Annotated in this window: 10 protein-coding genes and 1 other RNA gene; 5 read left to right on the top strand and 6 right to left on the bottom strand. The window is 65.9% G+C overall.

What is annotated here, in order from left to right; genetic code table 11:
- Window positions 1–13: 13 nt before the first annotated feature.
- The 3 genes from IVB23_RS25695 to tkt form a co-directional block, all read right to left on the bottom strand.
- On the bottom strand, window positions 14–1,210 hold the full coding sequence (locus IVB23_RS25695; protein WP_061880919.1) for a phosphoglycerate kinase: 1,197 nt from the start codon (window positions 1,208–1,210) through the stop codon (window positions 14–16).
- A gap of 153 nt (window positions 1,211–1,363) precedes the next feature.
- Window positions 1,364–2,371, bottom strand: a complete 1,008-nt coding sequence (gene gap / locus IVB23_RS25700) for a type I glyceraldehyde-3-phosphate dehydrogenase (RefSeq protein WP_061880918.1) — start codon at window positions 2,369–2,371, stop codon at window positions 1,364–1,366.
- A gap of 151 nt (window positions 2,372–2,522) precedes the next feature.
- Window positions 2,523–4,508, bottom strand: a complete 1,986-nt coding sequence (tkt, locus tag IVB23_RS25705; RefSeq protein ID WP_061880917.1) for a transketolase — start codon at window positions 4,506–4,508, stop codon at window positions 2,523–2,525.
- A 396-nt stretch (window positions 4,509–4,904) separates the two neighbouring features.
- Between tkt and IVB23_RS25710 the strand changes: the two genes are divergently transcribed.
- The 5 genes from IVB23_RS25710 (at window position 4,905) to IVB23_RS25730 (ending at window position 7,583) form a co-directional block, all read left to right on the top strand.
- Window positions 4,905–5,195: a DUF4164 domain-containing protein gene (locus IVB23_RS25710; protein WP_008546526.1), complete on the top strand. Its 291-nt coding sequence runs from the start codon at window positions 4,905–4,907 to the stop codon at window positions 5,193–5,195.
- Window positions 5,192–5,575 carry a cell division protein ZapA gene (locus IVB23_RS25715; protein WP_028182480.1) on the top strand — a complete coding sequence of 128 codons (384 nt, stop codon included), beginning with the start codon at window positions 5,192–5,194 and terminating at the stop codon, window positions 5,573–5,575. Before IVB23_RS25710 ends, IVB23_RS25715 begins: the two co-directional genes overlap by 4 nt.
- Window positions 5,576–5,853: 278 nt before the next feature.
- Window positions 5,854–6,014: non-coding RNA, 6S RNA (gene ssrS, locus IVB23_RS25720), on the top strand.
- Window positions 6,015–6,184: 170 nt separating this feature from the next.
- Complete coding sequence (locus IVB23_RS25725) at window positions 6,185–6,781, top strand: 5-formyltetrahydrofolate cyclo-ligase (RefSeq protein ID WP_247800474.1); 597 nt, start codon at window positions 6,185–6,187, stop codon at window positions 6,779–6,781.
- Window positions 6,759–7,583: a TIGR00282 family metallophosphoesterase gene (locus IVB23_RS25730; RefSeq protein WP_247800475.1), complete on the top strand. Its 825-nt coding sequence runs from the start codon at window positions 6,759–6,761 to the stop codon at window positions 7,581–7,583. The genes IVB23_RS25725 and IVB23_RS25730 overlap by 23 nt, the downstream gene beginning before the upstream one ends.
- A 207-nt stretch (window positions 7,584–7,790) precedes the next feature.
- Here the strand turns inward: IVB23_RS25730 and IVB23_RS25735 are convergent, their stop codons facing one another.
- The 3 genes from IVB23_RS25735 to IVB23_RS25745 are packed head-to-tail and all read right to left on the bottom strand — an operon-like array spanning window position 7,791 to window position 11,772.
- Window positions 7,791–9,134 carry a cytochrome c gene (locus IVB23_RS25735; RefSeq protein ID WP_247800476.1) on the bottom strand — a complete coding sequence of 448 codons (1,344 nt, stop codon included), beginning with the start codon at window positions 9,132–9,134 and terminating at the stop codon, window positions 7,791–7,793.
- Window positions 9,131–11,299: a molybdopterin cofactor-binding domain-containing protein gene (locus tag IVB23_RS25740; RefSeq protein WP_247800477.1), complete on the bottom strand. Its 2,169-nt coding sequence runs from the start codon at window positions 11,297–11,299 to the stop codon at window positions 9,131–9,133. Before IVB23_RS25740 ends, IVB23_RS25735 begins: the two co-directional genes overlap by 4 nt.
- An 8-nt stretch (window positions 11,300–11,307) precedes the next feature.
- Window positions 11,308–11,772, bottom strand: coding sequence for a (2Fe-2S)-binding protein (locus tag IVB23_RS25745; protein ID WP_247800478.1), 465 nt, complete (start codon window positions 11,770–11,772; stop codon window positions 11,308–11,310).
- Window positions 11,773–12,224 lie beyond the last annotated feature (452 nt).

Here is a 12,224-nt window from a genome sequence, read left to right on the forward strand (position 1 = left end):
AAAGGCCGCTTGCTTACTTGATGCGCAGAACCTCGACGCCGGGGAGCGGCTTGCCTTCCATCCATTCGAGGAACGCGCCACCGGCGGTCGATACATAGGTGAAGTCACCGGCCACATGGGCCTGGTTGAGTGCAGCGACAGTGTCGCCGCCGCCCGCGATCGAGACCAGCTTCTTCGCCTTGGTGCGCTCGGCGGCGTGCTTGGCGGCCGCGACCGTGCCGCGGTCGAACGGCTGCATCTCGAAGGCGCCCAGCGGTCCGTTCCAGACCAGGGTTGCCGCATCGTCGATCGCCGCGTGGACGCGGGCGACCGATTGCGGGCCGACGTCGAGGATCATGCCGTCGGCCGGGATCGCATCGAGCCCATAGGCATGCGACGGCGCGTTGGCCGCGAAATGATAGGCGACGGTCGCATCCACGGGCAGGATGATGGCGCAGTTGGCGGCATCCGCCTTCTCCATGATGCGCAGCGCGGTCGGTGCGAGGTCTTTCTCGGCCAGCGACTTGCCGATCGCGACGCCCTGGGCGTGCAGGAAGGTGTTGGCCATGCCGCCGCCGATCACCAGCGCGTCGACCTTGGTCACGAGATTTTCCAGGAGGTCGATCTTGGTCGAGACCTTGGCGCCGCCGATGATGGCGATGACGGGCTTGGTCGGCGATCCCAGCGCCTTCTCCAGCGCATCGAGCTCGGCCTGCATGGTGCGGCCGGCATAGGCCGGCAGCTTGTGACCGAGGCCTTCGGTCGAGGCATGGGCGCGGTGCGCAGCCGAGAACGCGTCATTGACCCAGATGTCGCCGAGCTTGGCGAGCTCCGCGACGAAGGCGGGATCGTTCTTTTCCTCTTCCTTGTGGAAGCGGGTGTTTTCGAGACAGAGGATGTCGCCGTCCTCTAGGCCGGCCACGGCCTTTGCCGCGGGCTCGCCGATGCAATCATCGGCAAAGCCGACGGGCTTCTTCACAACCTTCGACAGCGCTTCCGCGACGGGCTTGAGCGAGTCCTTGGCATCGCGCCCCTTCGGCCGGCCGAAATGCGCGAGCAGGATGACCTTGCCGCCCTTGTCGGCGAGTTCGGTGATGGTCGGCGCCACGCGCTCGAGCCGGGTCGCGTCGGTGACGCGCCCATTCTCCATGGGCACGTTGAGGTCGACGCGCAGCAGCACGCGCTTGCCCTTCACGTCGACGTCGTCGAGGGTGCGGAATTTGTTGGTCATCGGACGCTCTCTCTTGTCCCGGGCGCTGCGCAGCGCGGAGCGGTGCGCTGCAGAACCGGGACCCACGTGACAGCGAGTCCCGCGGTTGAATGGGTCCCGGCTCTGCGGAGCAGCGCAAGCGCGCTGCACCGCGTCCGGGACACGAGACCCTGCTCAGATCACCTTCGCCATCGCGACGGCGGTGTCCGCCATGCGGTTAGAGAAGCCCCACTCGTTGTCGTACCAGGACATCACGCGCACCAGCGTGCCGTTCTGCACCTTGGTCTGGTCCTCGTGGAAGGTCGAGGAGTGCGGATCGTGGTTGAAGTCGATCGAGACGTTCGGCGCACTGGTGTAGCCGAGGATGCCCTTGAGCTGCTGCTCGCTGGCGCGCTTCATCGCCGCGTTGATCTCCTTGGCGTCAGTGGCGCGCTTGGCGACGATCTTGAGGTCGACCACCGAGACGTTCGGGGTCGGCACGCGGATCGCGACGCCGTCGAGCTTGCCCTTTAGCTCGGGCAGCACGAGACCGATCGCCTTCGCGGCGCCGGTCGAGGTCGGGATCATCGACATCGCCGCGGCGCGGCCGCGGTAGAGATCCTTGTGCAGCGTGTCCAGCGTCGGCTGGTCGCCGGTATAGGCGTGGATCGTGGTCATGAAGCCGGTCTCGATCCCGACGAGATCGTTCAGCACCTTGGCGACGGGCGCGAGGCAGTTCGTCGTGCAGGAGCCGTTGGAGACGACCAGATGATCCTTGGTCAGGGTGTCGTGGTTGACGCCGTAGACGATGGTGGCATCGGCGCCGTCGGCCGGCGCGGACACCAGCACGCGCTTGGCGCCGGCGGTCAGATGCGCGGAGGCCTTGTCCTTCGAGGTGAAGATGCCGGTGCATTCCAGCGCGATGTCGACGCCGAGATCCTTCCAGGGCAGCTTCGCGGGATCGCGCTCGGCGGTCACCTTGATCTTGCCGCCGCCGAGATTGATCGAGTCGCCGTCGACGGTGACGGTGCCGGGGAAGCGGCCATGGACGCTGTCGAAACGGAGCAGATGGGCGTTGGTCTCGACCGGGCCGAGATCGTTGATGCCCACGACCTCGATGTCCTTGCGGCCTGACTCCGCGATAGCCCGCAGGACGTTGCGGCCGATGCGGCCAAAACCGTTGATTCCGACGCGGACTGCCATGTTTCGTCTCCTTCAATGACCGTTGTCATCCCGCACAACGCGCTTTCGTGCGCCTGCGAGGGTTTTTTTTAGGGGCGGGCGCCCGGTTCGGCCGGGCGGTGCTTGATCATATGGAAGACTAGGTAGTCCTTTTTTGGGGCAAGCTCAACTCTCAGGAAATGCGCTTCAGCACAGCGTTAACCGCGGCCTCGGCGGTAATCCCGAAATGCTTGTAAAGCTCCTTGGCGGGACCGCTTTCGCCGAAGGAATGCATGCCGATGAATTCGCCGTCCTGGCCGATCACGGCGTCCCAGCCCCAGCGCACGGCGGCCTCGATCGCGATCTTGACCGGCGCGTTGCCGATGATTGCGGCACGCTTGGCCTCTGGTTGCGCTAACAGCAGCTCGAGCGAGGGAACGGAGACAACGCGCGAGGCGACGCCGCGTTCCGCGAGCTGCTTCTGGGCCGCGACCGCGATCTCGACCTCGGAGCCGGAGGCGAACAGCGTCGCCTTGGCTTCGCCCTGGGCCGCGACCAGCTCATAGGCGCCGGCTGCGCAGGGATTGTCATTCGGTGCGGTGGTCCGCAGCTGCGGCAGATTCTGCCGCGTCAGCGCCAGCACGGTCGGACCGTCGACGCGGTTGAGCGCGAGCTCCCAGCATTCTGCGACCTCGATGGAATCGCACGGGCGGAACACGCGCATGTTCGGAATGGCGCGAAGCGCGGCGAGATGCTCGACCGGCTGATGCGTCGGCCCGTCCTCGCCGAGGCCGATGGAGTCGTGCGTCATCACATAGACGACGCCGGTGCCCATCAGCGCGGCGAGGCGCATCGCGGGACGCGCGTAGTCGGTGAACACCAGGAAGGTCGCGCCGTTCGGCGCGAAGCCGCCATGCAGGAAGATGCCGTTCATCGCGGCGCACATGCCGTGCTCGCGGATGCCGTAATGGATGAAGCGGCCCTTCGGCGTCTTGGCCGAGAACGCGGTCGCCGACTTGGCCTTGTTGTTGTTGGAGCCGGTGAGATCGGCGGAGCCGGCGAGGAATTCCATCGGCATCGCGGCAGCGATCACCTCGATCGCAGCCTCCGACGATTTGCGCGTCGCCGCCGTCAGCGGCTTCTCCAGCAGCTCCTTCTTGTGCGCCTTCAGCGCCTTGGCCAGCGAGGCCGGACGCTCATGGCGCAGGCGCCGCTCGAACTCGGCGCGCTTGCGGCTGCCGAGCTCACTGATCCGTGCTTCCCATTCCTGACGTGCGGCTGCGCCACGGCTGCCGGCCGCGCGCCACGCCTTCAGCACGTCGTCGGGCACCGAGAACGGCTCGAGCGAGATGCCGAGATTTTCCTTGGCGGCCTTGAGCTCGTCGGCCCCTAACGCCTCGCCATGCACCTTCGAAGTGCCTTGCTTGTGCGGCGCGCCGAAGCCGATGGTGGTGCGGCAGGCGATCAGCGTCGGCTTGTTCGATTTTTGCGCGCGGGTGATGGCGGCGGCGATGGCGGCCTGATCCTGGCCGTCGATCTTCTCGGCGGCCCAGCCCGCCGACTTGAAGCGCTTCACCTGGTCGACGGAATCGGAGATCGAGGTCGGGCCGTCGATCGAGATGCCGTTGTCGTCGTAGAGCACGATCAGCTTGTTGAGCTTCCAGTGCCCGGCCATCGCGATCGCTTCCTGCGACACGCCTTCCATCAGGTCGCCGTCGGAGGCGAGCACATAGGTGTGGTGGTCGACGATCTTCTTGCCGAACTCGGCGGCCAGCATCTTCTCGGCGAGCGCCATGCCGACCGCGGTCGAGATGCCCTGGCCGAGCGGCCCGGTGGTGGTCTCGATGCCCCTGGTGCGGAAATTCTCTGGATGCCCGGGGGTGAGCGAGTCGACCTGGCGGAACTGCTTGATCTGGTCCAGCGTCATCTCGGTATTGCCGGTCAAATACAGCAGCGAATAGAGCAGCATCGAGCCGTGGCCGGCGGAGAGCACGAAGCGGTCGCGGTCCGGCCAGGCGGGCGCAGCGGCGTCGAATTTCAGGAACTGCGTGAACAGCACCGTGGCGATGTCGGCGGCACCCATCGGCAGGCCGGGATGGCCCGATTTCGCCTTCTCGACAGCGTCCATCGAAAGGCCGCGGATCGCGTTGGCCATACGGGTGTGATCGACCTGCGTCATGTCTGAAATCCGTCTGAAATGAGGCGCTTGGCGATGTATGCCCGCGCGGGAAGAAGCCTGGCGGCCACTGAAGGTTGGCGCTGGGATAGCACCTCGGTTCCGGGAGTCCAAGGCGGTCAAACGCCGGTTTGGCCGTAAAAGTTGCCGGTCGAGATCAGTTTTCCGCCTGGATCGTGTCGGAAGGAATCGATCGATCGCAACCGCGTCCCGATTGATCGGTGCATAGTTTTGCGGCGGCGTTGCGCTGGGCTAGCTTGCCACGTAAATTTCTGCTTCTAACCGCTTGCCGAACCGAGTCTTTTGCCGGACGGCAAGCTCCAGGGAAAGGCCACTGGGCAAAGGCCGCCAGGTTCCGCCGCTGACTGCATGAACGATCGCGTGTCCAATAGCTCCGCCATGACGGAATCATCCGCCGTCGAGATCGAGATTGCGACCCGCAGGCTCACGGCGGCGCTCGACGCACTCGAAAGCGCGGTCGAGCGACGACGCGATGCCGATCGCGACGAGAACGAGCTCGCGGCGCGGATCCAGGCGCTCGGCGCGGATCGCTCGCGACTCGCCGACGAGCTCGACGGCGCGCTGGTGAAGGCGCGCAAGCTCGAGCGCACCAATCGCGAGATTTCCGACCGGCTGGATTCCGCAATCGTCACGATACGCTCGGTGCTCGATACCGGAGAGGACGGATGAGCCACATCAACGTCACCATCAACGGCCGGCAATACCGCATGGCCTGCGAGGAGGGCCAGGAGGTGCGGCTGCTCAAGCTCGCCGAGAGCCTGGAGACACGCATCCAGTCGCTGCGCGGAAAATTCGGCGAGATCGGCGATGCGCGCCTCACCGTGATGGCGGCGCTGACCGTGTGCGACGAGTTGATCGACGCCGGCAACCGCATCCGCACCATGGAGCAGGAGCTGGTCGAGCTCCGGGATTTCCGCAACGCCGCCGTCGAGCGCGCCCGGATGACGCAGACCGCCGTGGTGAACGCACTCAACGCCGCCGCCGAACGCATCGAGAAGTCGACCCAGGTGCTGAACCGAACGGTCGGTGGCGGCATCGCGATCGGGTAGGGGCCGCAGAAGAGGTTGCCTATTGTGGTAGTCGGTTTGGCCGCGGGCGACGCGCCTCTCCCGCTTGCGGGAGAGGTCGGCGCGTCCGGGCGATGCGCAGCATCGTCCCGCGCGCCGGGTGAGGGGTCTCTCCTCTAGGGGATTGTCCCGTCGCGGAGACACCCTCTCCCCAACCCTCCCCCGCAGGCGGGGGAGGGAGCACACTTCCGCCGTGGCTCGGCCGAAGCTCGCTTTTCGCCGCACTGGCACTTCGTCACTATCGTTGTTACATTGCCCAAGCGAGGCTGCGACGTGCGTCAGGAGCCATATATCCCCGGGGCCTTATCGATCCTTTAGGGAACTGTCCCTGGCCGGGCCCGTGGGCCCGGACATATGGTGCCCACCTACTTTCGTAGGGAACTCCGGGATCGAGTGCTTCAACGGCGTTCGCGGCTTCGTACTTTTGTTTGCTTGGTTTGTGCTTGTTGAAACGACTGCCGCCAATTCAACAGGTGTCATTCCCCGCGAAAGCGGGGAATCCAGTACGCCGCGGCCCTTGTGTGAATCACCACCGCCTCTGGAATACTGGATCACCCGCGTTCGCGGGTGATGACGTGGGGACCGAAGCACATGCCCAACTCCAAAGCCGAGCTCCGTGCCAAGGCCCTCGCCAGGCGCGACGCGCTGAGCGACAAGAAGCGCATCGCTGCCGCTGCAAGGCTCGCCAAGCGCGGGTTGCCGTTCGAGCTGCTGCCCGGCAGCATCGTCTCCGGCTATTCGCCGATCCGCAACGAGATCGATCCGATGCCGTTGATGCGGAAGCTCGCCGAGCAGGGCGCGAAGCTGGCGCTGCCTTGCGTCACCGCGCGCGGCCAGTCGCTGATCTTCCGCATCTTCCATCCGAACGACCGCCTGATGCTCGGCCCGCTCGGCATTCCCGAGCCGTCGCCGGCAGCAAGCGAAGTGATCCCCGACATCATGCTGACACCGCTTGCGGCCTTCGATCGTCTCGGCCATCGCATCGGCTATGGCGCCGGCCATTACGATTTCACCTTCGCGCATTTGCGCAAGACCAAGCAAATCATCGGCATCGGGCTTGCCTTTGCGGTGCAAGAGATCGAGGCGGTTCCGGCACTATCCCACGACGTCGCGCTGGATTATGTGCTAACGGAATCGGACGTGTTCGATTTCCGGAGTTCTGAAGTTGCGCATTCTCTTCGTGGGTGATGTCGTCGGCCGTAGCGGGCGCGAGGCCATCGCCGAATATCTGCCCGGCATGGTCAAGGACTGGTCGCTCGATTTCGTCGTCGTCAACGGCGAGAATTCCGCCGGCGGCTTCGGCATCACGGAAGCGATCTACCAGGAGTTTCTCGAGGCCGGCGCCGACGCGGTGACGCTCGGCAATCATTCCTGGGACCAGCGCGAGGCCCTCGTCTTCATCGAGCGCGCCGACCGCCTGGTGCGCCCCGCCAACTATCCGCGCGGCACGCCCGGCCGCGGCGCCGCCCTGGTCGAGACCAAGAACGGCCGGCATGCCCTCGTCGTCAACGCTCTGGGCCGCGTCTTCATGACCCCGTTCGACGATCCCTTCGCGGCGCTGGAGCGCGAGCTCGGGGCCTGCCCGCTCGGCGTTGCCGCGGACGCCATTGTCGTCGATTTTCATTGCGAGGCGAGCAGCGAGAAGCAGGGCATCGGCTTCTTCTGCGACGGCCGCGCCAGCCTCGTCGTCGGCACCCACACCCATGTGCCGACCGCCGACCACCAGATCCTGTCAGGCGGCACCGCCTACATGACCGACGCCGGCATGACCGGCGACTACGATTCCATCATCGGCATGCAGAAGGAAGAACCGCTGCGCCGGTTCACCACGGGGATTCCGTCGGGCCGCTTCGAGCCCGCCGCGGGCGCGGCGACGCTCAGCGGCGTCGCGGTGGAGACGGATGACGCCACGGGGCTCGCGCTGAAGATTGCACCGGTGCGCGTGGGCGGCCGGCTGGAGCCGGCGACGCCAAGATTCTGGCTGAGCTGAAGAACCACGCTCCACGCTAGGTGTCGTCCCCGCGAAGGCGGGGACCCATAACCCCAGGGAGAAGTTGTTGCGCGAAGCTGGTAACTGCGAGTCTTCGCCGAACCACATCCTGTGGTTATGGGTCCCGGATCTGCGCTCCGCTTCGCTACGCTTGTCCGGGACGACAACGGAGACTGACGCGCGATCACGCATCAATCTCGCCATACGCTACTCCGCCGTCTGCTCCCTCAGCTCCGCCACGTCCTTCGCCGTCAGCTTCGAGCCCTTCGTTCCGAACCGCGCCGTGACGTAGTTCGCCACCGCCGCGATCTCGTCGTCGGTGTAGGCCTTGCCGAACGCCGGCATCGACAACGCACCGTCGGGCGTATGCCGCTTGGTGCCCGAGAGCACGATCTGCGCGACGTTGGTGGCGGCGGGGTCGTTGACAGCCCAGGTGCCGGTCAGTGTCGCCATCGGCGAGACCGGGCTCTCGCCGCTCCAGCCGTGGCAGCTGGCGCAGGCGCTCGCGAACACCTGCTTGCCGCGGGCGTTCGCCGTGACGCCGTCGCGGTGCGAGGCGGGGGCGACGGGCGCCGTGGTGGCGGGCAGGTCGGGCGAGGGCTGCGGCGGCACGCTGCGCAGGTAAGCAACGATGCTGCTGATGTCTTCGGGGACGAGCCTGCTCAAGCTGTGGTCGACCGCCTCACCCATCGGGCCCGAGGCCGAGCCATGACCCGGCGCATGGCCGAGCGACAGATACGAGATCAGATCCTGGTCGCTCCAGTTGCCGAGACCTGTCGCCTTGTCCGAGGAGATGTTGAAGGCGCGCCAGCCCGCCGTGATGGCGCCGGCGAACTTCCTGCGGTTGTCCAGCGCGAAGCCGAGATTGCGCGGCGTGTGGCACTCGCCGCAATGCGCCAGCGCCTCGGCGAGATACGCGCCTCTGTTCCACTCAGGGCTCTTCGAGGTGTCGGGCGCAAAGCGCGTGTCCGGATTGAACACGGCCGACCAGAACATCATCGCCCAGCGCTGGTTGAACGGGAACGACAGCATGTTGTCGGGCGCCTTGGCGCGCACCGCCGGCAGGCTGAACAGATAGGCCTTCACCGCCAGCACGTCCTCGTCGGTCATGAAGGTGTAGGACGTGTAGGGCATCGCCGGATAGAGCCGCGCGCCGTCACGGCGCTTGCCGTGCTGGACCGCGTTCAGGAAATCCTGGTCGCTGTAATTGCCGATGCCGGTGTCCTTGTCCGGCGTGATGTTGGTGGAATAGAGCGTGCCGAACGGCAGCTTGAAGGCGAGCCCGCCGGAATACTCCTTCTCGCCCGGCTTAGTGTGGCAGACCATGCAGTCGGCGGCCTTGGTGAGATATTCGCCGCGCTCGACGATGCCGGCTTTCTCTAGCTTCGCCGGCACGCCGGTCGGCTTGCCCGCGCGGTAGTCCGCCAGCGGCACTTTCGTGCCGCCGGCGAAGTCGAGCGGGCCGGGCCCACGGATGATGAAGACGCCGACCGCTGCCGCGACGATGGCAATCGCGACGACGCTTGTGAGGATACGCATCTTGCCGCTCATGCCTTCTTCCCCGCAGCCAGCAGTTTCCGGTCGATCGGCAGGCGCCGCAGCGCCACGCCGGTCGCGGCGTAAATCGCATTGCGCAGCGCCGGCGGTCCGGCATTGACGCCGGCTTCGCCGATGCCGCCGGGCGCTTCGCCGCTCTTGACGACGATGACCTCGATCTTCGGCGTCTCGTTGATGCGCATCATGCGGTAGTCGTGGAAGTTCGACTGCTGCACGCGGCCCTTGTCGATGGTGATCTCGCCATAGAGCGCCGCGGTCAGGCCGAAGATCAGCCCGCCCTCGATCTGCGCCTTCACGGTGTCGGGGTTGACGGCGATGCCGGTGTCGACCACCGAGGTGATGCGGCGGAGCGTGATCTCGCCGATGTCGTCGATCTCCGCCTCCACCACCGTCGCGATGAAGCTTGCGAATGACGGCTGCACGCAGACGCCGCGGCCGACGCGCGGCGGCAGGGGTTGCCCCCAGCCGGATTTCTCCGCGACCTGGTCGAGCACCGCGAGCATGCGCGGATTCTTCGTCAGCATGGACTTTCGGAATTCGATCGGGTCCTTGCCCGCCTTGCGCGCGAGCTCGTCCATCGCGCATTCGACCGCGAACACGTTGTTGTTCGGGCCGACGCCGCGCCAGAAACCCGTCGGCACCGACAGTGGCTCGGCGCGGACATATTCGACATGGAAGTTGGCGAAGTCGTAGGGCGCATCGACCGCGGCGTCGATCGCGTCGATGTCGATGCCCTTCTGGAACGCCGGCGGCAGCCAGCGCGCCAGCACGGCGGAGCCGGCGACCTTGTACTTCCAGCCCGCGACCTTGCCGTCGACCAGCGACGCCGTGATCTCGTCACGATAGACCGGGCGGTAGACGTCGTGCTGGATGTCCTCCTCGCGGGTCCACACCACCTTCACGGGATAGTCGACCTGCTTGGCGATCTTCACCGCCGCCACCACCATGTCGGGCTCGAGCTTGCGGCCGAAGCCGCCGCCGAGCAGGTGATTGTTGACGATCACCTTGTCGATCGGCAGGCCCGCGGCCTTCGCCGCCTCCGACTGCACGCGCGTCATGATCTGCGTGCCGGTCCAGATGTCGCAGGAGTCGGGTTTCACGTGCACCGTGGCGTTGATCGGCTCCATCGAGGCGTGCGCCAGGAAGGGCAACTCGTAGACCGCCTCGAACTTGTCGCCGCTCGCCAGCGCCTTGGCGATGTCGCCGTCGGATTTGGCGATTGCGCCGTCCTTCCGGCTGGCCTTGCGCAGGTCGTCCCAGACGTCCTTGGTGGTGATCTCGGCGTTCGGCCCTTCGTCCCACTCGATCTCGAGCGCTTCGAGCCCCTTCTTGGCCGCCCACATGTGATCGCCGATCACGGCGACCATGTCCTCGAGCACGACGACCTTGCGCACGCCGGGAAGCTTCACCGCGGCACTGTCGTCGACCTTGCCGACCTTGCCGCCGAACACCGGGCAGGCGGCGACGGTCGCGAACTTCATGCCGGGCAGGATGGCGTCGATGCCGTAGATGGCCTTGCCGTTGACCTTGTCCGGCGTGTCGAGCCGCTTCAAGGGCTGGCCGATGAGGACGAAGTCCTTGGGGTCCTTCAGCGCAGCGTCCTTCGGCGGGGTCTGGCCTCGGGCTGCGAGCGCCAGCGCGCCGTAAGCAAGCTTGCGGCCGCTCGCTGCATGCGCGACCTCGCCCTTGGCGGCCGTGCAGCTTGCCGGATCGACGCCCCATTCCGCGGCCGCCGCCTGCACCAGCATCGCGCGCGCGGTGGCGCCGGCCTTGCGCAGCGGCAGCCACCAGGCGCGGATCGAGTTGGAATTGCCGGTGACTTGCAGGCCGAAGGTTGGATTGCCGTAGAGCTTGTCGTCAGGCGGGGCGTGCTGGACCTCGACCTTGCTCCAGTCGGCATCCAGCTCCTCGGCGAGCACCGCGGAGATCGAGGTATAGGTGCCCTGGCCCATCTCGACCTGCGGCATGATCAGGACGGTGCGGCCGGTCTCGTCGATGCGGATGAAGGCATTGGGCGCGAACTTGCCGTCGGTGGTGTCGCGCGGCTGCACCGGCTCGTTGACGGCGGCGCGCAGCGGCAGATGGAAGGCGAGCAGGAAGCCGGTGGCGAGACCACCGGTCAGAGCTGCGCGGCGAGAGATGCTGTGATGTGCGTTCATGGCGAACCTCAGGACTGACGGCCGTTGGCGGCCTGCTTGATGGCCTCGCGGATGCGCACATAGGTGCCGCAGCGGCAGATGTTGCCGGCCATGGCGGCGTCGATGTCGGAATCGTCGGGGTTCGGCGTTGCCGCCAGCAGCGCCGCAGCCGCCATGATCTGGCCGGACTGGCAGTAGCCGCACTGGATCACTTCGGCCTCCAACCAGGCCTTCTGCACCTTCGCGCCCGCAGGCGTGCTGCCGACGGCTTCGATCGTGGTGACGGCGCGGTTCTCGACCGCGCTCACCGGCAGCACGCAGGAGCGGACCGCCTTGCCGTCGACATGCACCGTGCAGGCGCCGCACTGCGCGATGCCGCAGCCGAACTTGGTGCCGGTCATTCCGAGGATGTCGCGCAGCACCCAGAGCAGCGGCATGTCAGGTGGCGCGTCGAAGGATTTCGTTTCGCCGTTGATGGTGAGAACAGTTGCCATATGCATTCCCTTGCTCGGCGATCGCGTGCGGCGATCAATTCGACGAATTTTGCGCGACCATAATCATACCGATGCGAAACGATGAAGCGTCGAAATTTCCGGCAATGCATATTTGCGCGAACGAGGCGTGAGGCCATGACATTCACGAATTTGTGCGGCGATCGCTGCAAAGGTTTTGGGTCAATTGATATGATAATCGTCATGTTTTGACCCATTTTCGTCGCGTGCGACGTCTGCCGCGCAGATGATCGTGCGAACGCGCAAAATCATGCGATGACGAAATTCGTGCGATTGGGAAAACGGCGACGGCCGCGAGCACGACCGGCATTGTTGTGCCCTCTCCCCTTGTGGGAGAGGGCGGCGACGTCAGTGGATGCGAACGCGTTGGGGTGAGGGGTCTCTATCCGCGTATGACCCTCGTCACTATCGAGCAGTTCTGCCCGCGGAGACAG

The sequence above is a fragment of the Bradyrhizobium sp. 191 genome (genome assembly GCF_023100985.1).
In the GTDB taxonomy this organism is placed as follows: Bacteria; Pseudomonadota; Alphaproteobacteria; order Rhizobiales; family Xanthobacteraceae; genus Bradyrhizobium; species Bradyrhizobium diversitatis.